We start from the raw sequence: 25,394 nt of genomic DNA, 5'->3' as shown, positions 1-25,394 counted from the left end.
ATTGATGCGGCAAAGGTGCCACGGTCGCGCGCGTGCGACGGAGATTGGTTTGCTCAATCGTGGATTGCCGACGGACCGCGAAGGCGGACGATCGCCGCGGCGACGGCATCGGTAAGCGCCCGGGCGATCGGGTGCCGGTAATGGCTCTGGTCGAAGAACTGCGCATCCTCGTGCGTTTCGGGCGTGTCGCGGCGCTCGTCGAGCACGCTGCCGAGCGGATGTGTCGCGACCGCCGCCGCGATGGCGGCCTTGCAGGCCTGCTCGGCCGCCGCGCGGGCGGTCCCCGGGCGCGGCAGGGCCGAGGCATGGATCGGCGGAAACACCAGCACGACGGGGGTCGCGGGTGGGACGCGGGCAAGCATCACGGTCAGGCGCGCGGCCGCGGGGAACGGGCCGGCCTTGTGCGGATCGGGGGTGTCCGGCACGGGCGGCCCCGCGCTCGGCGCGCGCCGGTCGCCGCCGCCGAACCCGAGCTTGAGATAATCCGGCTCGTAATCCCACCACCCGTCGGCGCGGGCCATCGGCCGCTTCCTGCGCAGCAGCCACCCGATCCGGCCGACGACCTCCTGGGCCACGTTGAAGCGCAGCAGGCCGAAGGCGTAGGCGACGGGGTCGCGTTCCAGGAGCCAGAAGGGGAACGGTTTGCCGGGCGGCAGCGCCGGATCGTCGGTGCACAGGAAGTCGTCGGCCGCCATCACCAAGGCGGCGGGTTTCGGATGATGGCGCAGGTACCAGTCGAGAACCAGCAGCTGCTCGCCCGGGCCCGTCGCCGGCACGGAGAGTTGCACGAACGGAATGCCGGTGGCGGCCGAGAGGCGGGCCGGCTCGACGAGCTGGATGTGCGAATTGCCGATGACGGCCCCCGTGAAGGCCGGGTCGCGCCCGCGGACCGCGAGCGCGGTGCGCGGCCCCTGGGGCCGGACGCCGCCGACGGAGAACAGCGTGGAGCGCCCGCTGTCGTAGGGATCGATCGCGATCGCGAGGGCGAGGTAGCCGTACAGGAGGCCGATCGCCGTCAGCACGGCGGTGCGGGCGAAATCGTGCCAGGCCGTGTCGGGCGACGGGGTCCGCATCGGCTCAGAACTGGAAATAGATGAAGTCGTAATTGCCGTCGTCGCCGATCTTCAGGAGCACGACGACGAACAGCAGCGCGAAGGCGGCGGCGATGAGCCGGCTCGGCGGCATGCGGTGGACCGCGGCCCAGGCGCTCGGCCCGACCGTCGCCACGGCCGCGGCGACGGCGATGGTCCGCCACTTGAAGCCGGTGCCGGACGGACCGAAGCCGGCCAGCCCCTTGAACACGATCAGCGCCGCCTCGAAGCTGGTGGCGCGGAACAGCACCCAGGTCAGCACCACGAACAGGAACGTCAGCGCCCAGCCGAGGACCATCGGCATCCGAAGGTTCGCCCGGCGGAACAGGATGCCCGCCCCGAGGCCGGCCCCATGCAGCGCTCCCCAGGCGACGAAGGTCAGCCCGGCCCCGTGCCAGAGGCCGCCGAGCGTCATCGTCGCGAACAGGGCCGCGACCTGGATGGCGAGGCCGCGGCGGTTGCCGCCGAACGGAATGTAGAGGTAGTCGCGCAGGAACCGCGACAGCGTCATGTGCCAGCGCCGCCAGAAGTCGCGCAGCGACGCCGACCGGTACGGCACGTCGAAGTTCTGCGGCAGCACGAGCCCGAACAGCAGCGCGATGCCCAGCGCCATGTCGGTGTAGCCCGAGAAGTCGAAGTAGATCTGGAAGGTGAACCCGAGGGTGGCCTGCCACGCCTCGGCGGTCGTCACCGCCTTGCCGGCGGCGGCGGCCTGGAACACCGGGTTGACGTAGCCCGCCAGCGGATCGCCGAAGAAGACCTTCTTCGACAGGCCGACGGTGAGCAGCATCAGTCCGCGGCAGATCCGCTCCGCCGCATCCGGGCGCGCATAGGGGCGCTCGTCGAACTGGTGCATGATCTCGCTCCAGCGCACGAGCGGGCCGGCGAGAACCTGCGGGAAGAAGGCGATGTAGAGCGCGTACTTGGTCAGCCCGAAGGCCGGCGCGCGGCCGGCCCGAAGGTCGGTCAGGTACATGATGTGGTGAAAGGTGAAGAACGAGATCCCGAGTGGCAGCACCCAGCCGAGCCGCGGCGCCTCGATCCCCGGGATCAGGCCGGCGAGGTCGGCGATAAAATCGAGGTACTTGAACAGCGCCAGGACGACGAGGTTCGCCGCGATCGCACCCGGGATCAGCCAGCGGGTCGGCGCCCTGACGAAGGCGCGGGCGACGAGCCAGTTCGCCAGGATCGAGCCGAGCAGCAGCGGCACGAACCGCACGTCCCACCAGCCGTAGAACACGAACGACAGCAGGACGAGCAGCGGCAGCCGCAGGCCCGGCCGATGGCGCTCGACGAGGGCGTGCAGCGCGAGCGCCGCGGGCAGGAACGCGAGGAGGAAGACGAAGGAGTTGAACAGCATCGGCCGGGGCGGCGCGGCGGGGGGATGCCGCGCCGCTCGGACCGAGCGTCGGGCGGCCGCCTTGTCGGGGATCGACCGGGATGCGTCAATCGACGGCGTCGCGCCTTACGCGTGGGGCCGGGTCGCGAGGTCCAGCGTCGTGGCGGTTCCGACCAGCACCGCGCGGATCCGGCTGTCCAGGCTGTCGGTGAGGTCGTCGACCCGCAGGTGCACCGTGCTCCCGCAATCGGTGCCGGTGACCCAGAGGTCGTAATTCAGGCCCTCGCTGCGGAGGTGGCTGAGCAGCCGCTCCGATCCGATGCGGACCGCCTCGTTGTTCAGGGTGATGCAGCGCGCGTCCATGCCGTCTCCGAATGATCGGGAGGTTAACGCACGACCATGCCCGATCGATCGCCCGGTATGCGCGACCGAGGGTTTTCGCCCCGAACAGGGTGAACCGGCCCTCAACGCGGCCCGTAGGTGTGATCCTCGGCGGGGAAGCGCCCGGACCGGACCTCGTCGGCGTAGGTGCGCACCGCCTCCTCGATGTGGGCGCGCAGCGAGCCGAAGCTCTTCACGAATTTCGGCGCCCGATCGCTCAGGCCGAGCATGTCCTCAAGCACCAGGATCTGGCCGTCGCAGGCCGCAGAGGCGCCGATGCCGATCGTCGGCGCGGTCACGGCCGGCGACCGGGCGATGGCGTTGGCCACCGGCTCGACGATGCCTTCCAGCACGATCGCGAAGGCGCCGGCCTCGCTGATCGCGCGGGCATCCTCCATCAGGATGCGCTCGCCGTCCGGGCCGCGGCCCTGGACGCGAAAACCGCCCATGGTGTTCACGGATTGCGGCGTCAGGCCGATATGGCCCATCACCGGAATGCCGCGCTGGGTCAGGAACGCGACGGTGTCGGCGAAGCGGGCACCGCCTTCCATCTTGATCGCGCCGGCCCCGGTCTCCTTCAGCACCCGCGCCGCGTTCATGAACGCCTGCTCGCGCGACGCCTCGTAGGACCCGAACGGCATGTCGACCACCACCAGCGCCCGCGAGGTGCCGCGGATCACCGCCTGGGCCTGGAGGATCATCATTTCCAGCGTGACCGGCAGGGTCGATTCGAGGCCGTGCATCACCATGCCGAGCGAGTCGCCGACGAGGATGAAGTCGCAAAACGGATCGAGGATGCTGGCGGTGTGGGCGTGGTAGGCGGTCAGCGCGATGATCTTGACGCCTTCGGCCTTCCGCTTGGCCAGATCCACCGCCATCACGCGCCGCGACTGCACGACCTGCGACATGGTCTTGGACTCCGTTCTCGTCACCTCGCCCGCGGCTGACGGGCCGGAGGCTCGCGGCCGATCAGGATCGCCCGCGCGCCTCCTCTACACCGTCCGGCGCCGAGAATCCCGCCCGCCGCTTTTCCTTTGCGGGAGGGTGTCAGGCTCGGCCGGGCGGGACGCGTCCACGCGAGCCGGCATGCGGCGCGCTCGCGAAGGCGCTAGCGCTCGCCGGTGGAGATGGGCTTGCGCGCCCATTCGGGGTCCTCTCGGACCACCGCGGTCTCGTGCTTGTCCTGCCAGCCCTCGATCCCGTCGGGGAACCAGTGCACCGCGGTGTAGCCCTGCCGGACGAGACGCTTGCCGGCGTTCCAGCTGCCCCAGCAATCGGGATGGCAGAAGGTGACGATGGGCTTCGCCTTGTCGCCGCCGCTCAGCGCCTCGACCCGCTTCAGGAACAGGTCCTCCCGTGCGGGATCGAGGGGCGCCGCCCCCGCATTCGGCATCCAGACGGCGCCGGGCACCGAGCGGTGGGCCGGAAGCCAGGGCCGGTCCGCCGGAAAGTTCGCGGGTTTCCGGTCGGCCAAAGCCACGTCGATCAGCAGCGGCTGCTTCGGCATCAGCGCGTCGAGGGCGGCGATGTCGACGACGACGGCGCCGCTCAGGGTCTTCGGCGTGTAGCCCTGCTGCACGCCCTCGTGCAGGCCCGCCGGCTCCGGCACGTTCACCGGCGAGTCCGCCGGCGCCGCGGCGAGGAGACCCGCGGCGGCGAGCGCCGTGCCGACGCGGATCAGGCGATGGGATCGGCGCGCGGGCATCAGTTGCTCGGGCTCGGCGCGTTGAAGCTGTGCTCCCACGAGCCGCCCTGGCTGTCGGTGGCGGCGACCTTGATCGGCTTGCCGGGCTCGGGGATGAGGCCGAAATTGATCACCGGGTTCGAGGCGATCGAGATGTCGCCGTCCATGGTGAACACGGTCTTGTCGCCGGCGGTGACGACGAGCTTGTTGATGTAGCGCGCCGGCGTGTAGTCGCGGGTCACCTGGTTCATCTGCATGCCCGAGAAGTTCGGGTGGCGGATCATCAGCGTCGCCTCGACGGGCTTGCCCGCTTGGGCCTCGCCGGAAAACTTCATCCGCATGTCGCCCATGCCCTTCATCGCCTCCTCGTCGCTCATGCCCATGGGAGCCGAGCAGCCGCCCGAGGCCTTCACGAACTTGACCGCCTCGTAGAGGCCGCCGTCCTTCGTCTCGGCGACGGCGTGGACGTTGGTGTAATTGTTCACGCGCACCCGGAGCTTCAGCTCGCTCGGGTCGGCGGCCGGGCCGAAGGTGAAGTGCGCGGCGTAGGGCGACGGGTTGTCGTCGATGACGAAGTGCACCGCCTTAATCTTGTCCTTCTCCGGCATGGTCAGGGTGATCGGCACCAGCGCCGCATCCATCGCGCGGGTCGGCGCGTCGATCCGGATGAGGGTGTCGGTCGGCGCGATCTTGCGGTCGCCGAACACCGACTTGGCGATCTCCTGCCAGCGCGCGGCGCGCTCCGCGTCGGTGTCCGAGGCACCGGCCGCCAGGACGGGTCCGGACAGGACCGGGCCGGCGAGGATGGCGGCCGACAGGCTCGCGCTCAGGATCAACGAAAGGGCGGACTTCATGGCGTTCCTCCGATGGCGTGAAAGATAAGTCGTGCCGGGCCTCATTCCCACTCGAGCTCCTTGTAGGCCTCGGTAACGTTGCGGCCGTTGTAGCTGTCGAACAGGTCCCACTTGCCGCGCTCGGACTGCGCGACGGTCCCCACTGCCTTCTCGATCGACACGTCGGCGGCGATGGCCTTGCGGGTCTCGTCGCGCAGCGTGGTGAGATAGCCGGCGAGCGCATCGAGCCCCGGCGCCAGCGCGACGGACACCGGGCCGTGGCCGGGGACCGCCCGGGTCGCGCCCGAGCCCCGCAAGCCCTCGATCTCCTTCAGCCACCCGTTGAGGTTGCCGTCGAGCGAGGGGATGCGGCCGACCGAGAGCAGGTCGCCGGTGAACAGCAGGCCGCTGGCGCTGTCGATCATCGAGAGATCGCAGGAGGTGTGCGCGGTGGCGTGTGCAGCGAAGCGCAGGGTGCGATCGCCAAGGTCGACCTCGGCCCCGTCCTTCACCTCCTGCGTCGGGTAGACGACGCTGCCGGCCTTGTCGGCGCCGAGGATGTCGACGAGCCGCTGGCGGTAATAGTCGCCCCGCGCGTCGAGCGCCTCGCGCAGGCGGGCATGGCCGATGACGTTGGGCTTGTCGGCCAGGAAGGCCGCGGCGCCGAAGCAATGGTCCGGATGGACGTGGGTGATGACCACGTGCCGGATCGGCTTCGAGGTGCGCTTCACGATCTCGGAGCGGAGCCATTGCCCGTCGGCGAGGCTGCCGCCCGACTCCGTGACCAGCACGGCCTCCTTGCCGACGATGAAGCCGATGTTGGCGATCGCGTCGTCGTTCTCGGGCGTCGCGTCGGCGTTCGGTCCGCGGCGCATGAAGATGCCGGGCCCGACCTCCTCCATCGCGAAGGACTCGGCCGAGAAGCCGGGCTTCGGAAGGCAGCACAGGCAGAACCCGCCGAAGAGCGCGGCGCGGCGCGTCAGCACGGCGCTCATCGCCAGGAATTCCTGCGGCGGGCATGGGCGTGGCGCTGAGCCGTTCCCGACATGCGGGACCTCCTGACTTATTGTTCCAACCATCTAGTAGGTAGATTTCTTCGGCGTCAAGTGCCACAAGGGGGGGAACGTGCTGCCCGGCGGCGCGCTGCGAATACGGTTTCCGACCCTGCGATGCGAGACACCCGCGCCGAGTTGCTGCTTCAGGCCGAGATGCTGGTGCGCGGGCGCGGCTGGTCCGGCTTCAGCTACGCCGACCTCGCCGAGGTGGTCGGCATCCGCAAGGCCAGCATCCACCATCACTTCCGGACCAAGGACGATCTCGGCGCGGCGCTGGTGGCGGCCTACGGCGAACGCTACGACGTGGCCCTCGCCGACATCTGCGCAACGCACCCGGCCGGCATCGACCGGATCGCGGCTTACGGCCGGCTCTATCTCGGCGGTGTCGAGCAGGGGCTCGGCTGCCTCTGCGCCGCGCTCGCCACGGAGGGAGACGCGCTGCCCGAACGGCTGCGGGGCGACGTAGGCGCGTTCTTCGCCCATCACCTGACGTGGCTGGAGCAGGTGTTTCGCGACGGCGAGGCAGATGGGAGCATCCGGGCCGGGCTCGACCCCGCGCGCCATGCCCGCTTGGTGGTGGCGACGCTCGAAGGCGCCCTGCTGCTGGAGCGGCTGCTCGGCGGGCCCGAAGCCTTCGCCGGGACGCTGACCGCGCTAACCGACCGCCTGCGCTGACCCGGCTCGCGAACGATGGCCGCCCGAGACGGACGGGTTTCGCGCCGCTGACAGCGGCGGCCGGATTGAAAGCAGCGCCGCCCGGCTCTTCGGTCAGATTAAAGTCTTTTTCACTCGGCGCGTCTAGGTATTAAGTCACGACCCGCGATCCGAACCCGAGCCGACCCGCATGCCCGTCTCCGCCTCGAAGATCGTCGGCCGAGCCGCGGACGCGGCGGTCGAGCCGGCGCCGACCTTGGCGACGATCTCGACCCTGACCGCCGGGGTCAGCCGGGTGGCACAGGAGAAGATCGGGCGCATCCACCAGATCACCGCGCAGGCGAAGATCCTTGCGCTCAACGCGCTGATCGAGGCGGCCCATGCCGGTGAGCACGGCAAGGGTTTCTCTGTGGTGGCACAGGAGGTCCGCGGCATCGGCGCCGAGATCGAGAGCCTCGCCCGCGAGCTGGAGACGCAGCTGTCCGGGCATATCGGCGAGCTCGGCCGCACCGTCGGCGCGATGGCCGTCCAGGCCCAGGGCGAGCGCATGATCGATCTCGCCCTCAATGCGATCGAGCTCGTCGACCGCAATCTCTACGAGCGGACCTGCGACGTGCGCTGGTGGGCGACGGATGCGGCCCTGGTGGCCTGCGTGACCGAGCCCGGCGAAGCGACCGCGGCCCATGCGTGCGCACGCCTCGGCGTGATCCTGTCCGCCTACACGGTCTATCTCGACCTCTGGGTCTGCGACCGCGACGGACGCATCCTCGCCGTCGGCAGGCCGGATCGGTATCCCGGGGTGCGCGGCGACAGCGTCGCCGACGAGCCCTGGTTCCGAGAGGCCACCGTCCTGCGCAGCGGCGACGACTACGTCTCCGGCAACGTGCGGCGCGAGGCGCGTCTCGGCGGGGCGCAGGTCGCGACGTACTGCGCGAGCATCCGCGCGGGCGGGCGAGCGGACGGGGTGCCGGCCGGCGTCCTGGCGATCCACTTCGACTGGGAACCGCAGGCGCGGGCGATCGTAGCAGGCGTGCGGGTCTCGCCGCAGGATCGTGCCCGCACGCGGGTGCTGCTCGTGGATGCGGACCGCCGCGTCCTCGCCGCCTCCGACGACCGGGGCGTGCTGAGCGAGACGCTGGCCTTCGATCCGAAGGGAAGCGCCAACGGCGTGGTGCAGGGCTCGGCCGTCACCGCCTTCCACCGCACCCCCGGCTACGAGACCTATGCGGGCCTCGGCTGGTACGGGGTGATCGTCCAAACCCGCTGACGCGGGCGCCCTGTCAAGCGGCGGCGTTCTGGCCCGATTTCCCGGGTGCGTCGGCCACGAAGCGGGCGTAGCCGGAGGCCCGCAGGGCGCAGGCCGGGCAGGTGCCGCAGCCGTAGCCCCAGGCGTTGCGCGCGCCGCGCTCGCCGAGGTAGCAGGTGTGGCTGTCCTCGACGATCAGATCGACCAGCGGCCGTCCGCCCAGGCGCTCGGCGAGGCGCCAGGTCTCGGCCTTGTCGAGCCACATGAGCGGGGTGTGCAGCACGAAGCGTCGCTCCATGCCGAGGTTGAGCGCGACCTGCAGCGCCTTGATCGTGTCGTCGCGGCAATCCGGGTAGCCGGAATAGTCGGTCTCGCACATGCCGCCGACGACGTGCCGCAGGCCCCTTCGATAGGCCAGAGCGGCGGCGAAGGTGAGGAAGACGAGGTTGCGGCCCGGCACGAAGGTGTTCGGCAGCCCGCCGGCCTCGAAGCCGATCGTCGTCTCGCGCGTCAGCGCCGTCTCCGAGACCTGCCCGAGCGCGTCGAGGGCCAGGGTGTGGTCCTGGCCCAGCCGTTCCGCCCAGTCGGGGCGGATGCCGACGATCCCGTCGCGGAGCGCGTCGCGGCCGTCGAGCTCGATCCGGTGGCGCTGGCCGTAGTCGAAGCCCAGCGTCTCGACATGGGCGAACCGGTCGAGCGCCCAGGCGAGGCAGGTGGCGGAATCCTGGCCGCCCGAGAACAGGACCAGCGCGCGCTCGTCAGTCACCGTCGTACTCCGCCCAGGACATCGGCGTCTCGAACACCTTCACCGAGCTGAGGCCCGGCAGGCCGTCCTTCGTGCGATGCCAGATCCAGGCCGCGATGTTCTCGGCGGTCGGGTTCTCCAGACCCTCGACCTCGTTGAGGCAGTAATGATCGAGCCGGAGCAGCACCGGCGCGAAGATCGCCTCCATGTCGAAGAAGTCGACCACCCAGCCGGTCCGCGGGTCGACCGGGCCGGCGACCGTCAGCTCGACGCGGTAGGAATGCCCGTGCATCCGGTGGCAGCGGTGGGTCTCGGGCACGTTCGGCAGGCGGTGGGCCGCCTCGAAGGTGAAAGCCTGGGTGATCTTCATCCTGCTACTCCGCCTTGCCCGAGACGCCGGCCTTGCCCGAGACCCCGGCCTGCTCGAACGTCGCCATGTCGCGATGGCAGGCGAGCGCGCCCTTCAGCAGGCCCACCGCCATGCCGGCGCCCGAGCCCTCGCCGAGCCGCATGCCGAGGGCCAGCAGCGGCACCAGCCCGAGGCGTTCCAGCACCTCCGCATGGGCGCCCTCGGCCGAGACGTGGCCGGCGAGGCAATGGTCGAGCGCGCGCGGGTCGAGCGCGTGCAGCACCGCCGCGGCGGCGGTCGCGACGTAGCCGTCGAGCACCACCGGCACCCGCTGCAGCCGCGCGGCCAGGATCGCGCCGGCCATCGCCGCGACCTCGCGGCCGCCGAGGCGGCGCAGGACCTCGAGCGGGTCGTCGAGATGGCCGGCATGGTGGGCGAGCGCGGCCTCCACCGCCGCGACCTTCCGCGCGATCCCGGCCTCGTCCAAGCCGGTGCCGCGCCCGACCCAGTGCGACGGCGCTCCCCCGAACAGGGCGGCGTAGATCGCGGCGGCGATCGTGGTGTTGCCGATGCCCATCTCGCCGACACCGACGCAATCCGTGCCGGCGGCCACCGCCTCCATGCCGAACGCCATGGTCGCGACGGTGGCCTTCTCGTCGAGGGCCGCGTCTTGCGTGATGTCGCCGGTCGGCAGGTCGATGGCGAGGTCGAACACCTTGAAGCCGAGGCCGTAGGCGGCGCAGATCTGGTTGATCGCTCCCCCGCCCGCGGCGAAGTTCTCGAGCATCTGGCGATTCACCGCATCGGGGAAGGCCGAGACGCCGCGCTTCGTCACGCCGTGGCTGCCGGCGAACACGCAGACCAGCGGCCGGTCCAGCGTCGGCATCGCCTTGCCCTGCCACGCCCCGAGCCAGGCGACGAGCTGCTCCATTCGCCCGAGCGCGCCGGCGGGCTTCGTCAGCCGCGCCTCGCGCGCCGCGATCGCCGCGGTCGCATCGCGATCGGGGCCGGGCATCGTCTCGATCAGGCGGCGGATATCCGCGAACGGGGTCGGGTCGGTCATCGGGTCCGAAGGATTGTTGTGGGCGGGCTTGCGCCGGTGGACGGGCGCGCCGTTCCCGCGAGCTATAGTGGTGCGGGACGCGCGGGTGAAGGCTGCGTGCGGACGAAGGCCGATTGCGAGCGAAGGCGGCGTGATGGTGGGCGGACCGTTCCGCGGCGAGGCCGACTGGCCGGGCCGCGACCTGTTGCACGATCTGGCGGCGTGCCTGCGCTTCTACTCGCGCCTGCCGCTGCCGAGGTTTCCGGGCGAGCCCGATCCGCATGCCGTCCCCGACTTCCGGACGATCCCGCGGATGCTGCCGCTGGCCGGCCTGATCCTGGCGCTGCCGCCGGCCCTCGTGCTGATCGCCGGATGGTGGATCGACCTCGGGCCCTTCGTCGCGGCGACGCTCGCCGTCGCCGTCGCGGTGATGCTCACCGGTGCGCTGCACGAGGACGGCCTCGCCGACGTCGCCGATGGGTTCGGCGGCGGCGCGACGCCGGAGCGCAGGCTCGAGATCATGAAGGACAGCCGCATCGGCGCTTATGGCGGCGTCGCGCTGATGCTGTCGCTGGCGCTCCGGATCGGCGCGCTCGCCACCCTCCTGGATCGGACCGGCACGGCCGCCGCCACCGGCCTCGCCCTCGCCGCGATCCTGTCGCGGGTCGCAGCGCTCGCGCCGATGGTGCTGCTCGCGCCGGCCCGGCCCGAGGGCTTGTCCGCCGCGGTCGGCCGCCCGAGCCGGGCGGCGACGGGCACGGCCATCGGCATCGGATTGGTGCTGGCATTGCTGGCGCGGCCGCTCGGCCTGCCGTTCTCCGGCATCCTCGCGATGGTGGTGCTGGCGCCGCTCGCCGCCCTCGCCATGACGCGCATCGCCCGGCGGAAGATCGGCGGGCAGACCGGCGACGTCGTCGGAGCCTGCCAGCAGGTCGCGGAGATCGGGGCCCTGATCGCCCTGCTGGCCACGGTCTGAGCTTGATCGCGGGGCCACGAAGCGGGCATGGACGCGGCATGAACCCGCCCATCCCGACGTCGTCCGGCAAACCCTCGAGCCCGTGCACCAAGGTCTGCGTCCTCGACGGGCCGAGCGGCCTGTGCATCGGCTGCGGCCGGACGCGCGACGAGATCGGGCTGTGGGGCTCGCTCTCCGAGCCGCAGCGCCGCGCGATCATGGCAGGGCTCCCGGCCCGGTTGCGGGGGGCCGGTCTCGCGGTGGCCGGAACGCCGGCATGACGATCCTCGCGTTGATCGCGATCGGCCTGGTGGTGGCCGTGCTGGTCGCGACCGACGGCGGCCGGATCGCCGGGGCGATCGAGCCCGACCAGCTCGCCGGCCTCGCCTGGGGCGCCGGCATCCTCGCGCTGGTGGTCGCCGGGTTCTGGCGGCAATTCGCCGGCGCCCCCGGAAAGAACCTCCAGGCGCTGCTGCTCTGGTGCGGCCTCGGGCTCGCCTGCATCGTCGGCTACGTCTATCGCGAGCCGCTGCAGGAGGTCGGCGCGCGGGTGACCGGTGCGTTGCGCCCCGGCTCCCCGACGATCGGCCCCGGGGGCACGGTGACGATCACGCGCCGGTCGGACGGCGCATTCCTGGTCGAGGCGCAGATCGATGGGCGGAGCCAGAGCTTCGCCTTCGATACCGGCGCCAGCGCGGTCGTCCTCACCGCGGAGAACGCCGCGGCGCTCGGCCTTCACCCGGAACCCGGCGCATTCACCGTCCGCGTCGCGACGGCGAACGGCATCGCCTACGCCGCGCCGACCACGCTCGACGCGCTCGCCATCGGCCCGATCACGGAACGGCGCGTCCCGGCGCTCGTCGCCAAGCCGGGCGCCCTCGACGGCAACCTGCTCGGGCAGAGCTTCCTGACGCGGCTCGCCGGCTACGAGGTCCGCGGCGACCGGCTGATTCTGCGCGGGCGCTGATCAGGCGGCGTCCCGCTCCGGCAACGCCCGCGAGACCAGCGCCACGGCCGTGCGCAGGGTCGCGAGGTCGGCCGCGGCCTCGACGCCCGCCGTCGAGAGGTGGCGCCGGTACGCCCGCGCGCCCGGCCGCCCGTTGAACAGCCCGAGCATGTGCCGGGTGATGGCATGGAGCCGCTCGCCGCCCTCCAACGCCGCCGCGACGTAGGGGGCATAGGCCTCGACAGCCTCGAACGCGTCCGCCACCGGGGCCGGCGCCCCGAACAGCTCGGGATCGACCGCGATCAGCCCGGCCGGATCGCCGTAGGCCGCGCGCCCGACCATCACGCCGTCGAGGCCGGACAGGTGCGCCTTCGCCTGCGCCACGGTGGCGATGCCGCCGTTCACCGCGATCGGCAGGGCGGGAAATGCCTGCTTGAGGCGGACCACCCGGCCGTAGTCGAGGGGCGGCACGTCGCGGTTCTCTTTCGGCGACAGGCCCTGGAGCCAGGCCTTGCGCGCGTGCACGATCAGCCCGTCGACGCCGGCCGCGACGACCGCGCGGGCGAGCGTGTCGAGCGCCGGCTCCGGGTCCTGCTCGTCCACGCCGATCCGGCACTTCACCGTCACCGGCACCCGCACCGCCGCCTTCATCGCCGCGACGCAGGCGCCGACATGCTCCGGCTCCAGCATCAGGCAGGCGCCGAAGCGCCCGTTCTGCACCCGGTCCGACGGGCAGCCGACGTTCAGGTTGATCTCGTCGTAGCCGTAGCCCTCCGCGATCCGCGCGGCCTCGGCGAGGTCGGCCGGCTCGGAGCCGCCGAGCTGCACCGCCACCGGATGCTCCGCGCGCGAGAACCCGAGCAGCCGCTCCCGCGGGCCGTGGATGACCGCGCCGGTGGTGACCATCTCGGTATAGAGCCGCGCCCGCGCCGACAGCACGCGATGGAACGCCCGGCAATGGCGATCCGTCCAATCCATCATCGGCGCGACGCTGAAGCGCCAGCCCGCGAGGGTGCCGTCCGTCTCGGCCGCCGCAATCATTCGGATCTCGTACCCTAAAAAAGCATCTCTCGCCGGCAGGACGCCGCCCAGCCCGCCTGCGGCGGCTCTGCCGTATCCACCTCGGCCGCGCGCCGGCGCGCGGACGCGTTCGGATACCATGCGCTGGGGACGGCACAAAGGCAGCACGGTGGGCTCGGCGATGCGCGGGCCCGAGCGACGCCTCGGTTGCGAGCGCCGTCGCGAGCCATGGGATCGATGCGCCGCGTGCGCGACGGCAAGGGACCGCTCCGCCAACCCAGCCGCCGATACCCACTTGCCGATACCCACTTGCCAAGCGCGGAACGAGCCTCTAGACACCCCCTCGCGACCGGAACAGGCCTCCACCGCCGACCGGTCCGCAGGGCGCCCGTAGCTCAGCTGGATAGAGCACCAGACTACGAATCTGGGGGTCAGAGGTTCGAATCCTTTCGGGCGCGCCATTCCCACACAGCAATGCGAACACCGGGCGGCGGCCATGCGCCCGCCACGACGACGCGCCAGATGGTCCTGTCATCGACTCGGTCGACGACGTTCGTCACGGCGCGGTCGACGAACACCGGAAGCCACGTGTTTCGTAACGAAATCTCGCCCATCGTCGTGGTCTCTCGCATCGGCCGGGGGAACCCACGGTCGGCAACCGGGCGAACGCGCGGGAAACTCGCCGACACGGGGCCGTTGCAGCGCCGCATCTGCTGGGGTCCGCTGAGCCGTCGGCAGCCTGCAGCGTTCCTCCCCGACCGCTTCGAAATCGCCAACCTCGTCCTCGACCATTCGACAGAGCCGGTCTAGGTTCCGTTTCACGGCGGCGGTGGCGTAACTCCCGTCCTGCTATTGGATCTGCGTAGGCGCTCGGAGCGCAACGCGCGGACGCGAGGTGCGTGACATTCGCAGTGGCTTCGTTGCACAGCGCGCGCCAGGTAGTTCATGATTTTGATGCTACTCTTTATCGATATATCGAAAAGTATTTATCGAGCCTAACTGCCTACTCGTCTCCAAAATGCTACAAGTTGTGATTTCTGGGGATAAAAAATCAGAATTAATTAATTGATTAAATCTCACATCCAACTTAATGAGAGTCGTGAAATATTTAATAACAACCCTTGAGACGACCATTTCGAAAGCATCGCTTTGGTGAACTACGACAAGATCGAATCCCCGGAGCCATAGATGGACAAACGCTCGGAAGTCGTACGGCTGTCGTCGGCTCTCGCGGCTCGGGTCCGCTATGCGCAGATGGTGGGCGGCCCGATCCTGCCGGCGCAGATCGAAGCGCTTCTCGATGCGGCGAAGCTGCTTCAGGCCTGCGACGTCCCGTGGCCGCCTTTGGTCGAGCAGGTGCTCCACGATGTCGCCAAGGAGCTGGAGGGTCCGGCGAGAACGCTCGATGTCGAGCCCGGTGGCTGAGTCGGGCGTTCCCCGATGCCGAAGCTCGCGGAGCATCAGCGGTTGCCCGACGGCCCCATCTTGCTTGCGGGCACGAACGCCATCAGCGCGGCCAGCCCGGCCTCGGTGATCGTCCAGCGGCAGGCCCCGGCCGGGTCGGCCTCCGGCAAGGGTTCGATCAGCCCGCGCTTGGCCAGGGCTCGAATCTGGCGGTCCTGCGGATGGTAGAGGCGAGCGCCGCGCGACAGGATCTCGAGGCGGTAGCGTCCGCTCGCGGGCAGCCAGGGCTTCGCCTCAGCCATGGCGCCGCCGCTCCCGGCCGGCCATCGCGGCGAAGGGCCTGACGGCACGGCTCGCGAAGGGTTGGGCGAGCCAGGCATGGCCCGCAATACCCTTGGGATCCGCCGGCTTGTCGCTCGCAGCCACCCGATCCGCGATGACGACGTGGCAGGGCACTGAATCGGTCGTGTCGACGCCAGAGGCGGCACTCGATCGATTGGTCGGTGAGTCCGCCCGCACCGGAGTACGCTCGGCCGTGTTTCCGAGCCTGCCCGCGAGATCGGACGCGGCTCGGACCCATTCGCCGAACGCCAAGGAAACGCCCACGCGACGCGAGACGGCCAGAACGGCGGGGTTCCCCCGCGCGAGACGGTCGCCGTCGACCTCCAGTTGTGGGGCGAGGATCTGACCGATCGACGCAAGAACCCTGTGCAAAACGCTAAATCGCGCCTCAAAACAGTAAACCGATGACGCGTGGAGCGCGGCGCACTCGATGTCGGGTTTCTCAAGACCAATCAGGCGCTGGTCGTTGCCAGTGAGCCTCCCGGGAAGCGTGTGGAGGAGAGGGACAAAGCTCCGCTCCGCGTCATCCGGCTTCATAACATCGACTACGAATGCTGCATATACCGGCCGAAATCCCATTCTACGCTCACTTTCTCTGAGCTATCGCATGCATATCATAGCCTCAAAAAAAGATATCAATCAAATTTCTAATTTATGAAATCAAGCATATGACGCTTCAATGGATATAAAATCAAAATCCTGCACGGACGATGACGATCTTCAGCGATTCGGCAGCGCTATTTGCAGCCATCGTGCGATCGTCCAGCACAAAAATCCGAACATCATCGACGGACGACGATGGCATCTCGGCCCCTTCCGAGGCACCGGACCATCCGCAGCGCGTGTCCTGGAAACTGGCAAAAATCCACTATAGGGCCGCCCCAAACACAACGTCTGGTTTAATATAGGTTAATATTGACTTTTTCTCATAATGGATACAGTTTTTCGTCAAATACAATTTGGCAGAAATCAATAAACGGCAAAATGCTCGATCCGGATCGTGGACGGGCTTCGAAGCGCGATCAGAACCGACTGGTCACTTCGTCGCCTGAAATCAACATCGCGGATCCGCTGCAGGACACGATCGAGGGAAACATCGCAGCCGGCAGGAGCCGGGATATCGATCGCGACAGGCGAGAATTCGTTCGAGGGCAGGCCATGCATACGATTTCTACCGATGGGTTCACGCGTCCCAGTCACGTCGACGCCGGGGTGGCGCCGATGCTGCAATGGTTGAAGATCAGCGCGCTGACGATCGACCCGAGCTACCAGCGCCCGATCATCGGTGTGGGTCGCAGGAACGTCGAACGCATTGCCAGCATGTTCTCGTGGTGCTGCTTCACCCCCGTGGTCGTCTCCCCCGTCGAAGGCGGCCGCTTCGCGATCATCGACGGGCAGCATCGCACCACGGCGGCGCTGCTCGTCGGGTACGACGAGGTGCCCTGCCAGATCGTGATCGCCGCGCGTGAGCAGCAGGCGGCGGCGTTCAAGGCGATCAACTGCGTCACCACGCCGATCGCCCGCGTCGCGGTCCACGCCGCCGCCCTGGTCGCCGGCGAGACCTGGGCCGTCCAGGTCGCCGACGTCTGCGCCCGGGCTGACGCCACGCTGCTCCGCTATCCGCTGCCGATCAGCAAGCAGGCCGCCGGCCAGACCATGGCGGTCGGCGCGATCAAGCAATGCATCAAGCGGCACGGCCAGAACACCGTCATCACCGCCCTGCAATGCGTGATCGAGACCGGCAACAACAAGCCCGGGATGCTGAATGCCCGCATGATCAAGGCCCTGTGCGCGGCGATCGACCGGCATCAGGACTGGCGCGACGGCGGCCTCGCCCTGTTCGACGCGTTCGACCAGATCGATCTCGCGCGCCTGCAGGCCCGCTGCGAGGACGGCTCGGCCACCGGAAGCGACCTCGTGCAGAGAATGGCCGAGGTGATCGCGGTCGAGCTGTCGGCCCTCATGCCGGTCACGCGCGAGCATCGGCCCGTGCGCTGGGACGCGCCGCGCCCCAAGCTCGAGGTCGTCAACCTCTGAGCGCGGTCCATCGCGTTGAGACCGCCTCGCCACGTCGGCCCCCCTGCGACCCGGCCGCAGTTCCCGCTCGCGGGCAGCGTGTGACGGGTCGAGCGCGACCCTGCCTGCCGACGTCGTGATCGAGCCACGGCGGAGGCACGACAATGCCGCCCGGGGCCGCTTGCGTTGCCCGGCGACCGAACGCCTGCGCCGGAGAATCGACATCTGGCCGACGGTACCAAGCCGCCGAATGTCGCTCGCTCGCCCCGCCATCGTCACGTGCGCCGCGATGCACATCCTTCGAATCCGGCCGATCGAAGGGATGGGATCCACCTGCATCGCCGCATCGGCACGAAACGAGCGGGACGCATGCGATACGCGCCCATCCGATCGAGATCGGATGGGCGCGGGTTCGGAGCGAGGGCTCCTCGGTCGCGGCTTCAGACGAAGAACAGGTCGTGGACGATTCCCTTCAGATGGGCGTCGTTCGCCCAGTTCGAGGCGCCGACGAGATCGCTGGCGCGAGCCACGTCGTCCGGCACCTCGCCCTGCCCCTGTGCCAGCAGCGTACCGTTCTTGAACAGTTGCATCAGGCCGTGGCTGTCCACGCCGGCGTGCCAGGTCGCCGTCTCTCCCTCGACGATCGCGTCCGCGGCGGCGATCCGGTGTGCGACGCCCTTGTCGAAGATCTCGAACGCCATGGTGTCGGACTGCCCGACCTGCCCCAGCCAGATGTTGTCCGTCCCCGCGCCGTTGCCGGTGTCGAATACGCGCTGGAAGCCGCCCGCATCGAGGTCGTCGAAGCGTACGGTCGCGTAGGCGTCGAACGCGCCGTGGATCTCGGGAATCGCGTTGTGGGCCTGGACCTCGAGATGGTTCACGCTGCCGACCAAGGGGGTATCGCTGGCATAGTTGGACGCGCCGATCAGGCTGTGGCCGCGCACCACGTCCGACGGCACCGCGCCCTCGCCCTGCGTGAGCAGCACGCCGTCCTTGTAGATGCGCATGACGCCACCCTCGTCGACGCTCGCCTGCCACAGCGCGGTTTCGCTCTGGGCGATCGCATGCTTGGCGACCAGCCGGTGCTTGATGCCGTCCTCGATGATCTCGAACGCCATGTCGGCGCCGTTCCCGACCTGGCCCATCCAGATGTTGTTCGTGTCCGCGCCGCTGCCGGTGTCGAAGATCCGCTGGTACCAGCCGTGTCCGAGATCATCGAAGCGCGCCTCGGCGCTGACCGAGAAAGCCCCTTCGGCATGATTCAGTTCGCTGTAGGCATGGACGTTGACCTTGCCGGCACTGCCGAGCAGCGGCGCATCACTCGTCCAGTTGGACTTGCCGACCAACTCGCCAGTGCGCACGACATCGGCGGGAACGACCCCGTGCCCTTCGGCGAGCAGGACGCCGTCCTTGTAGAGCTTCATCACACCGGTCTCGTCGACGCTCGTCGTCCAGTGCGCGTCCTGCCCGGCGACGATCGCGTCCTTGGCGGTGATGCTGTGGTCCTCGCCGTCGCGCCAGATCGAGAACACCATGTCGGTGCTGTCGGCGCGCTGGCCCAGGAACACGTTGTCCCGCTCGGGGCCGTTGCCGAAGTCGAACACGCGCTGCCACGCGCCGCCGGCCGGATCGTCGAACCGGGCGACGACGTCCGCAACGAAGGCGCCATGGATGTCCGCCGGATTCTGGGCCACGGTGACGTCGAGCACCTTGCCGATCAGCGGCGTGTCCCAGCCCCAGTTGGATTTGCCGACCAGTTCGCTGGCGCGCACGACGTCGGCGGGGACGACACCCTGACCCCGCGCCACCAGCGTGCCGTTCTTCGACAGGAGCATCGTGCCGCCGTCGTCGACCGCGACCTTCCACGTCGCCGTCTCGCCCGCAACGATCGCGTTCGCGGCGGTGATGCTGTAGGGCCGGCCGTCGCGCCAGATCGCGAACATCATGTCGGTGCTGTCGGCGCGCTGGCCCAGGAACACGTTGTCCTGCCCGGGGCCGTTGCCGAAGTCGAACACGCGCTGCCACGTGCCGCCGGCGGGATCGTCGAACCGGGCCTGGGCGGTGGCGGTGAAGGCGCCGTGAATGTCGGCGGCCAGCACGGCCGGAATGACGGTTTCCTGCTGCCCGACGCCTCCGCGCGCGCGCAACGCAGCCATCAGGTCGGCGACCGCGACCGTGCCGTCGTCGAACGACAGCATCTCGATGCCGCTGAGCGTATCCGTGCCGGTCGCCGCGCCGCGGATCGAGAAGCCGGCGTTCAACGCGGCGGCATTCCAGATCACGGTGTAATCCGCACGGTTGCCCGCGTACACCGCCGTGTCGAAGCCCGTGCCGCCGACGAGCGCGTCGTCGCCGCCATTGCCGGTCAGCTTGTCGTCGCCGGCGCCGCCAACGAGCCGGTTGGCGACATCGTTGCCGATCAGGATGTCGGCCGCGCGGCCGCCGACCGCATTCTCGATCGTGACGCCGTTGGCGATGGTGAAGCCGCCGGTGAACGTCTCGGACGTGCTCACCCAGCCGCCGCCGCCGATCTCCTCCTTCAGCGTCGCGGCGCGCAGATCGATCTTGGAACGGACGTCGCCGACGTACGCGATCGAGTCGATTCCGCCGGTATCCCAGATCGTCGTATATCCGTGGTTGAAGTCGACGTCGTCGCCGAAGCGATAGACGGTGTCGCCGGTGGCGTTTTCGGACCGGCCGTACATGGCCTGCAGCGCGGCGATGTCGATCGCGGCATAAGAGCCGGGCTGAGCGTTGAGCGGCGTTCCGTAATCGACCCAGGGCGTGAACGGGTTGTCCTCGCCGAGGAATGGCGAGGTGTAGGTCATCACAGAGTACAGCTGAGAATTCAGCTGATGCCTGCCGGGATCGCCCGCCCAGGTCGCGCCATCCAGGACATTTCCGAAATCGAGGTCGTGAGTGTGCTTGAGGCCCAGGGCATGGCCGGTCTCGTGGAACCATGTTTCCGAGTAGGTGCCCAGCCGCACCGCCGCGGCCGATCCGGCCACATTGGCGTTGATGCCGATGACGCTGTCGGCGGTGGTCACGCCCACCCACGGCAGCACCGATTCGCCGCCGCCGCCTTCCTCGAGCCTGAAGCTCAGATTGCCGCCCCATGCGACCTCGGTGAAGCGCAAGGCGGTGAAGCTTTCGATATTTGCAATGATCTCGCGATAGAACGGCTTCCAGTCGCCCTCGTCCATGTCCGGGACGCCGTTGCCGTTGATGTCGCTGTAGGCGAAGCTGTAGGTCAGGTCCGGTCCGATCCAGGCTCGCCCGACGTTCAGGCTGTCGATCACCGGATTGCCAAAATACCAGATGCCCGTCGTCTGCTCGGCCATGCTTCGCCCCCCGATATGCGCGCGTCCGCCGATCGCAGATCCGGCGCGCGATGCCGTCAGGTTTATTTTCCGAGGCTCGAACAAGCCGTTAACAGCCTCGCTCGATTCTTCGCAGATCGTACTTTTGCGGCTCGCGCCCGTTGCGCCGGCGCGCAGTCATTACATCAAGTAAATACTGAAAATACCTACAGAACAAAGGCAATAAGACAGTATGTCCGCTTCGATCTTCATATAAGAAATTATACCGGTCTCGAAGCGCCTAACAGAACCGTCAGATCTGGTTGCGGGTCATGAGGCTTGCGGCGAGGGCGGTGAAGGCGTCGTGGATGTCGGCGCGTCGCTTGGAGCGGACGGGCAGGCGACGGAAGCGGTCGAACCCGGCATGGGTCCGCTCCACGACCCAGCTTCGCGAGCGCGCTTCCCACGGCTCGTCGCAATCGCGAACGCCTCGCCATGCCACGCGCCCTGCGCCGCCACCGCATCGTCGCCGGCACGCCGTTCGAAAGGGCGAGCGGTTCTCGGCTGACGCGCACACGGAGCGCCCCTAGGCGCCGATGCGGCTGCGCGCCACGGCCCGTGCTCTCGACCCCGTCCGCGGCGTCGGTCGTCGAAGCGGTAGCTGGCGTCATGCCCACGATGCCGGACGGTCCGCACGTCCGCACCCACGTGACGATGCCGCTTCCAGAGGCGTCCCGCTTTTGGGATAGATCGGACCGTGCACGTCGCATTCGCGACCGTCCGGATGGATCGCTCGGCGATCCGGCGCCCGGATGGCGCAGCGCGTGCCTGGGACGGGGGACGACGATGGACGAACTCAACGGCCGGGTTCTCGGGCTGCAGATCCTGCTCACCGGCGTCATCGCCCGGATGGCGAGCGAGAACCGCTACCCGGTCGGCTTCCTCTCGGATTTTCGCGACGAGATCCGCGCCGTGGTGAGCGGCATCCGGATCACCGGGGCGGAGGACGAGGGCCACGTGCGAGCGACCGCGCTCCACGCGATCGACGAGCTGTTCTCGCTGATGAAGCCGCCGAGCCAGGATTGAACGGGTCCTGCGATCCGGAATCACCGGCGCAGGCAGGACGGACCGCGCCGCGTCGACGCCCGCCGGACGCAGCGGCGCCCGCGATGGGCGCGCTTTAATCCGAGCCGCGACGCGATCGGTGTGAATTGTGTCTCCCCAGCAACACGCGGGGCGGGACGAAAAGGTCTTAGCGATGCCTTGGACCTATTCCAATTCAGAAATCGGACCCAACGGCCTGCCGGGAATGGTCATTCCGGGGAACTCGTCGGCATCCCATCCGTCAACCTGGAATAGTTCCGATCTCCGATCGGGCCGATGATCGTCGTTCGGCCTCGGAAATCAGCCATAGTTTGGTTCTGTTCCAACATTCGTTCGTTGACGGAAGATCTTTCCCGAGCCCTTTGAGGCCATCGCATCACCCGAGGACTGGCGCTGCGGGTGCCGGGGGGTCGGAAGATCGTGCAGAGCTCATCTCGTATTCCAAAGTCGCTGCGTCCTGCTGCCGATGGGCGTTACGCGAAGCTCAAGGAGCAGAAGGGCGTCATCGGCGTCGCCTGCGCCGTCGCGGTCGGCTCGGTCGGCAGCGCCGAGGCGCAGCAGGGGCCTGCATCCGCCCTGCCGCCCCTGAACATCGACGCCCCGATCACGCGGCAGCGCCCGCCCGCTCCGAAGCCCGGCCCGACCCAGGTCAAGGCACGCACGGCCCTGCGCCGTGCGGTGCGGGCCCGCCGTGTGGCGGCACCTCCGGTCGCGGCGCCCACAATCGGCGCCGCCGCGACCGGCGCCGGCCTGCCGATCCTGGCCCGGGGCGACATCAGCGGCAATCCGTATGCGGACCCGGCCGCGCCCTACAAGGCCGACCGCCTGTCCTCGAACCGCTTCACGCAGCCGATCCTCGACACGCCGAAGTCGATCACGGTCGTCACGCGGGAGGTGATCGAGGACAAGAACGCGACCAGCTTCCGCGACATCCTGCGGACCACCGCCGGCGTGACGCTCGGTTCCGGCGAGGGCGGCAACGCCTTCGGCGACCGCTTCTTCATCCGCGGCTTCGATGCGCGCAACGACGTGTTCATCGACGGCATCCGCGACCCGTCGGTCAGCGTGCGCGAGAACTTCTTCACCGAGCAGGTCGAGATCCTGCGCGGCCCGGCCTCGTCCTTCGCCGGCCGCGGCACGGCGGGCGGCGCGGTGAACGTCGTCACCAAGCAAGCCACCACGGCGGGCGACTTCTACAACACCGAAAGCCAGGTCGGCAGCGACAGCCGCGGCCGCGTCACGCTCGACTTCAACCAGGTGATCAGCCCGGCGCTCGCGGTCCGCATCGGCGGCCTGTACCAGGAATCCGGCGTCGCCGGGCGGCGGTTCGTGACCGACGACCGCGACGGCGCGGCGCTCGCCGTGACGCTGAAGCCGGCCGACGACTGGAAGTTCACCGCCAACTACGTCCACACCGACCTGAACGGGCTGCCCGATTTCGGCGTGCCCTTCAACGCCCTGTCGCGGCGGCCCTTCACCGAAAGCATCGTGCCGCGCGACACCTATTACGGGTTGATCAACCGCGATTTCCAGCACGTCCAGCAGGATACCGGGACGCTGACCGCGGAATGGTCGCCGACCGAATGGGTCACGCTCAGCAACCGGTTCCGGGCCGCGCACTCGGTGCTCGACTACGTCGGCACGCTGCCGGAGGCCCCGGTGATCCCGGCCAACCGCAACCTCTACGGCACGACGCTCAGCCTCAACCCGCAGAGCCGCTACCAGACGGTCGACGTCACGGCCGACATCTCCGACGCGACCTTCCGCTTCGACACCGGCCCGATCAAGCACACCCTGGTCCTCGGCACCGAGTTCAGCCGCGAGGAGGTGAGCCGCCAGGGCTATACAGGCCTGACCTCGGAATTGTTCTCGGGCAACTTCAGCGGCAACGGGACGCTTCGCGGCATCAACATCCTCACCCCGCCCAACACGCTGCCGTTCTCGACCCGGCCGACCAAGGCCGGCAACCCGACGGTCATCCCGGTCGACACGAAGGCCGGATACCTGATCGAGACGATGAACTTCAGCGATCTCGTGCTGCTCAACGGCGGGGTGCGCTTCGACGACTACGCGATCACCTCGTCGAACGACACCAGCTCGGTGTCGGCCCATTCCGGAAACCTGAACTACAACATCGGGCTGACCCTGAAGCCGACCTCGACCGTGAGCGTCTACGCCGCGCACGCGACCTCGTCGAACCCGGTCGGCGCGGAGCTCGACGCGTCGAGCTCCCTCTACGGCGGCCTCAATCCCGCCTTCGCCGGCAACCAGATCCTGCCGCCGGAGCAGAACACGGCCGACGAGATCGGGGTCAAGTCCGAGCTGTTCGACCGCCGCCTGCTCGCCACCGCGGCCCTGTTCAACACCGTCAAGGACAACGCGCGCGAGACGATCGGCAGCGGCACCAACGCGGTGATCTCGGCGACCGGCGCATACCGGGTGCGCGGCCTCGACCTCGAGCTGGCCGGCAGGGTTAGCAACCGGCTCAGCCTGTTCGGCGGCTACGTCATCATGGACACGCGGGTGACGCAGTCCGCGATCCCGCAGAACGTCGGCAGCCGGCTGGCCAACATCGCCAACCGCTCCTTCAGCATGCTGGCGAAGTACCAGCTGTCCCCGATGTTCGAGGTCGGCGCGCAGGTGGTCAACAACTCGCGGGTGGCGGGCGGCACGCTGGCGGCCAACGCCAACGTCCTGCCCTCGTACTGGCGCTTCGACGCCTTTCTCGAGGCGAAGGTGAACGAGAACCTGACGGTGAAGCTCTACGGCGCCAACCTCACGGACCGGCGCATCTACGACGCGCTGTACCAAAGCAACGTGCCGTTCACGCAGCTTCAGCCCGGCCGCACCATCTCGCTGATCGCGCAGACGCGGTTCTGAGCGATGCTGGTCTGCATTCCCGAGGTGCTGAGCAAGGCCGAGGTCGCGGAGTTCCGCGCGATCATGGACGCGGCGGAGTGGGAGGACGGCCGGTCCACGGCCGGCTCGCAGTCCGCCCTGGTCAAGCGCAACGAGCAGCTGCCGCCCAACGGCGCGGTCGCGCGGCGCCTCGGCGAGCGCATCGTCGGCGCGCTCCTGGCCAACCCGCTCTTCGTCTCGGCCGCGATCCCGCTGCACATCTTCCCGCCGCTGTTCAACCGCTACGGCGAGGGGCACCATTTCGGCGTGCACGTCGACAACGCCGTGCGCGGCGACCCGATGACGGGCCTGCGCATCCGCACCGATCTCTCGGTCACGCTCTTCCTCGCCGAGCCCGACACCTACGACGGCGGCGAGCTCATCGCGGAGGATTACTACGGCTCGCAGGAGGTGAAGCTGCCGGCGGGCGACCTCGTGCTCTACCCGGCATCGAGCCTCCACATGGTCACGCCGGTGACGCGGGGCACGCGGGTCGCCTCGTTCTTCTGGCTGCAGAGCATGATCCGCAGCCCGCAGGCGCGCAGCCTGATCTACGACCTCGACACCTCCATTCAGGGGCTCGTCGGGGAGCTGGGCCGCGACCACGCCGAGGTGGTGCGGCTCACGGGCATCTACCACAACCTGATCCGGACCTGGGCCGAGACATGACCGATCATCGACCCCGCCGGCAATCCGCGATCCGCGCGATCGCCCTCGCCCCCCTGCTCTGGCTGGCGCCGGCGCGGCGATCGGCCTGGCCGCCGCCTCGCTCCGCTTCGACGACCGCCCGGGCAAGCTGAGCATGGCCGCCGGCGGCGGCGTGTGGCGCGGCGAGGGCGCGGCCTCGATGGGCATCGGCTACACGCTCCCCGACGGGTCCGCGCGGGTCAACGCCACCGCCGCCGCCGCCGGCCGCGACTTCGGGATCGGCGCCGGCGCCAGCTTCACCCTCAACTGAGGCCGGCGATGCGCGCGCACGCCACCGCGGCGG

Annotated in this window: 26 protein-coding genes, 1 tRNA gene and 1 pseudogene; 12 read left to right on the top strand and 16 right to left on the bottom strand. The window is 69.1% G+C overall.

The window, feature by feature from the left end:
* Positions 1 to 53: 53 nt before the first annotated feature.
* The 7 genes from FV230_RS06735 to FV230_RS06705 form a co-directional block, all read right to left on the bottom strand.
* Complete coding sequence (locus FV230_RS06735; RefSeq protein WP_147841767.1) at positions 54 to 1,073, bottom strand: hypothetical protein; 1,020 nt, start codon at positions 1,071 to 1,073, stop codon at positions 54 to 56.
* Between the two features lie 4 nt (positions 1,074 to 1,077).
* Positions 1,078 to 2,451 (bottom strand): MBOAT family O-acyltransferase, encoded by a 1,374-nt coding sequence (locus FV230_RS06730; protein ID WP_147841766.1) that lies wholly within the window; start codon positions 2,449 to 2,451, stop codon positions 1,078 to 1,080.
* 105 nt (positions 2,452 to 2,556) lie between these two features.
* Complete coding sequence (locus FV230_RS06725) at positions 2,557 to 2,793, bottom strand: hypothetical protein (RefSeq protein ID WP_147841765.1); 237 nt, start codon at positions 2,791 to 2,793, stop codon at positions 2,557 to 2,559.
* A gap of 101 nt (positions 2,794 to 2,894) precedes the next feature.
* Positions 2,895 to 3,719, bottom strand: a complete 825-nt coding sequence (panB, locus tag FV230_RS06720; RefSeq protein WP_147841764.1) for a 3-methyl-2-oxobutanoate hydroxymethyltransferase — start codon at positions 3,717 to 3,719, stop codon at positions 2,895 to 2,897.
* 200 nt (positions 3,720 to 3,919) lie between these two features.
* On the bottom strand, positions 3,920 to 4,516 hold the full coding sequence (locus tag FV230_RS06715) for a rhodanese-like domain-containing protein (protein ID WP_147841763.1): 597 nt from the start codon (positions 4,514 to 4,516) through the stop codon (positions 3,920 to 3,922).
* Entirely contained in the window at positions 4,516 to 5,349 is an 834-nt protein-coding gene (locus FV230_RS06710) for a quinoprotein dehydrogenase-associated SoxYZ-like carrier (RefSeq protein ID WP_147841762.1), read from the bottom strand. The genes FV230_RS06715 and FV230_RS06710 overlap by 1 nt, the downstream gene beginning before the upstream one ends.
* Before the next feature lie 41 nt (positions 5,350 to 5,390).
* Positions 5,391 to 6,323 (bottom strand): quinoprotein relay system zinc metallohydrolase 2, encoded by a 933-nt coding sequence (locus tag FV230_RS06705; RefSeq protein ID WP_147727432.1) that lies wholly within the window; start codon positions 6,321 to 6,323, stop codon positions 5,391 to 5,393.
* Positions 6,324 to 6,497: 174 nt separating this feature from the next.
* Between FV230_RS06705 and FV230_RS06700 the strand changes: the two genes are divergently transcribed.
* Both FV230_RS06700 and FV230_RS31205 read left to right on the top strand, forming a co-directional pair.
* Positions 6,498 to 7,058, top strand: a complete 561-nt coding sequence (locus FV230_RS06700) for a TetR/AcrR family transcriptional regulator (protein WP_147841761.1) — start codon at positions 6,498 to 6,500, stop codon at positions 7,056 to 7,058.
* Between the two features lie 169 nt (positions 7,059 to 7,227).
* Positions 7,228 to 8,304, top strand: a complete 1,077-nt coding sequence (locus tag FV230_RS31205) for a methyl-accepting chemotaxis protein (RefSeq protein ID WP_147841760.1) — start codon at positions 7,228 to 7,230, stop codon at positions 8,302 to 8,304.
* Between the two features lie 13 nt (positions 8,305 to 8,317).
* Here the strand turns inward: FV230_RS31205 and queC are convergent, their stop codons facing one another.
* The 3 genes from queC to cobT are packed head-to-tail and all read right to left on the bottom strand — an operon-like array spanning position 8,318 to position 10,440.
* The gene (queC, locus tag FV230_RS06690; protein WP_147841759.1) at positions 8,318 to 9,049 is read right to left on the bottom strand and encodes a 7-cyano-7-deazaguanine synthase QueC; all 732 of its coding nucleotides are present in this window, start codon (positions 9,047 to 9,049) and stop codon (positions 8,318 to 8,320) included.
* Positions 9,042 to 9,398, bottom strand: a complete 357-nt coding sequence (queD, locus tag FV230_RS06685; RefSeq protein WP_147841758.1) for a 6-carboxytetrahydropterin synthase QueD — start codon at positions 9,396 to 9,398, stop codon at positions 9,042 to 9,044. Before queD ends, queC begins: the two co-directional genes overlap by 8 nt.
* A gap of 4 nt (positions 9,399 to 9,402) precedes the next feature.
* A complete protein-coding gene (gene cobT, locus FV230_RS06680) occupies positions 9,403 to 10,440 on the bottom strand; it encodes a nicotinate-nucleotide--dimethylbenzimidazole phosphoribosyltransferase (protein WP_147841757.1) in 1,038 nt (345 codons plus the stop codon).
* Between the two features lie 133 nt (positions 10,441 to 10,573).
* On the opposite strand from cobT, the gene cobS reads away from it, so the two are divergent.
* The 3 genes from cobS to FV230_RS06665 are packed head-to-tail and all read left to right on the top strand — an operon-like array spanning position 10,574 to position 12,341.
* Entirely contained in the window at positions 10,574 to 11,395 is an 822-nt protein-coding gene (cobS, locus tag FV230_RS06675; RefSeq protein ID WP_147841756.1) for an adenosylcobinamide-GDP ribazoletransferase, read from the top strand.
* A 38-nt stretch (positions 11,396 to 11,433) separates the two neighbouring features.
* Positions 11,434 to 11,655, top strand: a complete 222-nt coding sequence (locus FV230_RS06670; RefSeq protein WP_147841755.1) for a DUF1289 domain-containing protein — start codon at positions 11,434 to 11,436, stop codon at positions 11,653 to 11,655.
* Positions 11,652 to 12,341 (top strand): TIGR02281 family clan AA aspartic protease, encoded by a 690-nt coding sequence (locus FV230_RS06665; RefSeq protein ID WP_147841754.1) that lies wholly within the window; start codon positions 11,652 to 11,654, stop codon positions 12,339 to 12,341. The genes FV230_RS06670 and FV230_RS06665 overlap by 4 nt, the downstream gene beginning before the upstream one ends.
* Here FV230_RS06665 and dusA read toward each other — a convergent pair whose 3' ends face one another.
* The gene (gene dusA / locus FV230_RS06660; RefSeq protein ID WP_187275413.1) at positions 12,342 to 13,361 is read right to left on the bottom strand and encodes a tRNA dihydrouridine(20/20a) synthase DusA; all 1,020 of its coding nucleotides are present in this window, start codon (positions 13,359 to 13,361) and stop codon (positions 12,342 to 12,344) included. It abuts the gene before it with no gap.
* 363 nt (positions 13,362 to 13,724) lie between these two features.
* Here dusA and FV230_RS06655 point away from each other — a divergent pair.
* Positions 13,725 to 13,801 (top strand) — tRNA-Arg (locus FV230_RS06655).
* Here the strand turns inward: FV230_RS06655 and FV230_RS06650 are convergent.
* Positions 13,772 to 13,954 (bottom strand): hypothetical protein, encoded by a 183-nt coding sequence (locus FV230_RS06650; protein WP_147841752.1) that lies wholly within the window; start codon positions 13,952 to 13,954, stop codon positions 13,772 to 13,774. The genes FV230_RS06655 and FV230_RS06650 overlap by 30 nt on opposite strands.
* 574 nt (positions 13,955 to 14,528) lie before the next feature.
* Between FV230_RS06650 and FV230_RS06645 the strand changes: the two genes are divergently transcribed.
* Positions 14,529 to 14,765: a hypothetical protein gene (locus FV230_RS06645; protein ID WP_147841751.1), complete on the top strand. Its 237-nt coding sequence runs from the start codon at positions 14,529 to 14,531 to the stop codon at positions 14,763 to 14,765.
* Positions 14,766 to 14,800: 35 nt separating this feature from the next.
* Here FV230_RS06645 and FV230_RS06640 read toward each other — a convergent pair whose 3' ends face one another.
* A complete protein-coding gene (locus FV230_RS06640; protein WP_147841750.1) occupies positions 14,801 to 15,046 on the bottom strand; it encodes a hypothetical protein in 246 nt (81 codons plus the stop codon).
* Positions 15,039 to 15,623: a hypothetical protein gene (locus FV230_RS06635; RefSeq protein WP_147841749.1), complete on the bottom strand. Its 585-nt coding sequence runs from the start codon at positions 15,621 to 15,623 to the stop codon at positions 15,039 to 15,041. The genes FV230_RS06640 and FV230_RS06635 overlap by 8 nt, the downstream gene beginning before the upstream one ends.
* Positions 15,624 to 16,070: 447 nt before the next feature.
* Here FV230_RS06635 and FV230_RS06630 point away from each other — a divergent pair, with 447 nt between their 5' ends.
* Positions 16,071 to 17,123 (top strand): DUF6551 family protein, encoded by a 1,053-nt coding sequence (locus FV230_RS06630; protein ID WP_147841748.1) that lies wholly within the window; start codon positions 16,071 to 16,073, stop codon positions 17,121 to 17,123.
* A gap of 419 nt (positions 17,124 to 17,542) precedes the next feature.
* On the opposite strand, the gene FV230_RS30605 is transcribed toward FV230_RS06630, so the two are convergent.
* The gene (locus FV230_RS30605) at positions 17,543 to 20,443 is read right to left on the bottom strand and encodes a LamG-like jellyroll fold domain-containing protein (RefSeq protein ID WP_246694766.1); all 2,901 of its coding nucleotides are present in this window, start codon (positions 20,441 to 20,443) and stop codon (positions 17,543 to 17,545) included.
* A 271-nt stretch (positions 20,444 to 20,714) separates the two neighbouring features.
* Positions 20,715 to 20,846, bottom strand: a pseudogene (locus FV230_RS06620) (IS5/IS1182 family transposase); the annotation flags it as partial.
* A 401-nt stretch (positions 20,847 to 21,247) separates the two neighbouring features.
* Between FV230_RS06620 and FV230_RS06615 the strand changes: the two are divergent.
* From FV230_RS06615 to FV230_RS29420, 4 genes are all read left to right on the top strand, one after another.
* Entirely contained in the window at positions 21,248 to 21,487 is a 240-nt protein-coding gene (locus FV230_RS06615; protein ID WP_147727275.1) for a hypothetical protein, read from the top strand.
* Between the two features lie 438 nt (positions 21,488 to 21,925).
* The gene (locus tag FV230_RS06610) at positions 21,926 to 24,385 is read left to right on the top strand and encodes a TonB-dependent siderophore receptor (protein ID WP_187275412.1); all 2,460 of its coding nucleotides are present in this window, start codon (positions 21,926 to 21,928) and stop codon (positions 24,383 to 24,385) included.
* A 3-nt stretch (positions 24,386 to 24,388) separates the two neighbouring features.
* Positions 24,389 to 25,072, top strand: coding sequence for a Fe2+-dependent dioxygenase (locus FV230_RS06605; RefSeq protein WP_147841747.1), 684 nt, complete (start codon positions 24,389 to 24,391; stop codon positions 25,070 to 25,072).
* 22 nt (positions 25,073 to 25,094) lie between these two features.
* Complete coding sequence (locus FV230_RS29420; protein WP_147841746.1) at positions 25,095 to 25,361, top strand: YadA-like family protein; 267 nt, start codon at positions 25,095 to 25,097, stop codon at positions 25,359 to 25,361.
* The last annotated feature ends 33 nt before the right edge of the window (positions 25,362 to 25,394 follow it).

Source organism: Methylobacterium sp. WL6, from assembly GCF_008040095.1.
Lineage (GTDB): Bacteria > Pseudomonadota > Alphaproteobacteria > Rhizobiales > Beijerinckiaceae > Methylobacterium.
The sequence above is the reverse complement of the archived record's forward strand: the minus strand, read 5'-3'. Positions and strand labels throughout refer to the sequence as shown.

Excerpts from the sequence above, each read along its gene's own strand:
- FV230_RS06735 (WP_147841767.1), bottom strand. The coding sequence starts at position 1,073 with ATGCGGACCCCGTCGCCCGACACGGCCTGGCACGATTTCGCCCGCACC.
- FV230_RS06730 (WP_147841766.1), bottom strand. The coding sequence starts at position 2,451 with ATGCTGTTCAACTCCTTCGTCTTCCTCCTCGCGTTCCTGCCCGCGGCG.
- FV230_RS06725 (WP_147841765.1), bottom strand. The coding sequence starts at position 2,793 with ATGGACGCGCGCTGCATCACCCTGAACAACGAGGCGGTCCGCATCGGA.
- panB (WP_147841764.1), bottom strand. The coding sequence starts at position 3,719 with ATGTCGCAGGTCGTGCAGTCGCGGCGCGTGATGGCGGTGGATCTGGCC.
- FV230_RS06715 (WP_147841763.1), bottom strand. The coding sequence starts at position 4,516 with ATGCCCGCGCGCCGATCCCATCGCCTGATCCGCGTCGGCACGGCGCTC.
- FV230_RS06710 (WP_147841762.1), bottom strand. The coding sequence starts at position 5,349 with ATGAAGTCCGCCCTTTCGTTGATCCTGAGCGCGAGCCTGTCGGCCGCC.
- FV230_RS06705 (WP_147727432.1), bottom strand. The coding sequence starts at position 6,323 with ATGAGCGCCGTGCTGACGCGCCGCGCCGCGCTCTTCGGCGGGTTCTGC.
- FV230_RS06700 (WP_147841761.1), top strand. The coding sequence starts at position 6,498 with ATGCGAGACACCCGCGCCGAGTTGCTGCTTCAGGCCGAGATGCTGGTG.
- FV230_RS31205 (WP_147841760.1), top strand. The coding sequence starts at position 7,228 with ATGCCCGTCTCCGCCTCGAAGATCGTCGGCCGAGCCGCGGACGCGGCG.
- queD (WP_147841758.1), bottom strand. The coding sequence starts at position 9,398 with ATGAAGATCACCCAGGCTTTCACCTTCGAGGCGGCCCACCGCCTGCCG.
- cobT (WP_147841757.1), bottom strand. The coding sequence starts at position 10,440 with ATGACCGACCCGACCCCGTTCGCGGATATCCGCCGCCTGATCGAGACG.
- cobS (WP_147841756.1), top strand. The coding sequence starts at position 10,574 with ATGGTGGGCGGACCGTTCCGCGGCGAGGCCGACTGGCCGGGCCGCGAC.
- FV230_RS06670 (WP_147841755.1), top strand. The coding sequence starts at position 11,434 with ATGAACCCGCCCATCCCGACGTCGTCCGGCAAACCCTCGAGCCCGTGC.
- FV230_RS06665 (WP_147841754.1), top strand. The coding sequence starts at position 11,652 with ATGACGATCCTCGCGTTGATCGCGATCGGCCTGGTGGTGGCCGTGCTG.
- dusA (WP_187275413.1), bottom strand. The coding sequence starts at position 13,361 with ATGATTGCGGCGGCCGAGACGGACGGCACCCTCGCGGGCTGGCGCTTC.
- FV230_RS06650 (WP_147841752.1), bottom strand. The coding sequence starts at position 13,954 with ATGGGCGAGATTTCGTTACGAAACACGTGGCTTCCGGTGTTCGTCGAC.
- FV230_RS06645 (WP_147841751.1), top strand. The coding sequence starts at position 14,529 with ATGGACAAACGCTCGGAAGTCGTACGGCTGTCGTCGGCTCTCGCGGCT.
- FV230_RS06640 (WP_147841750.1), bottom strand. The coding sequence starts at position 15,046 with ATGGCTGAGGCGAAGCCCTGGCTGCCCGCGAGCGGACGCTACCGCCTC.
- FV230_RS06635 (WP_147841749.1), bottom strand. The coding sequence starts at position 15,623 with ATGAAGCCGGATGACGCGGAGCGGAGCTTTGTCCCTCTCCTCCACACG.
- FV230_RS06630 (WP_147841748.1), top strand. The coding sequence starts at position 16,071 with ATGCTCGATCCGGATCGTGGACGGGCTTCGAAGCGCGATCAGAACCGA.
- FV230_RS30605 (WP_246694766.1), bottom strand. The coding sequence starts at position 20,443 with ATGGCCGAGCAGACGACGGGCATCTGGTATTTTGGCAATCCGGTGATC.
- FV230_RS06615 (WP_147727275.1), top strand. The coding sequence starts at position 21,248 with ATGGACGAACTCAACGGCCGGGTTCTCGGGCTGCAGATCCTGCTCACC.
- FV230_RS06605 (WP_147841747.1), top strand. The coding sequence starts at position 24,389 with ATGCTGGTCTGCATTCCCGAGGTGCTGAGCAAGGCCGAGGTCGCGGAG.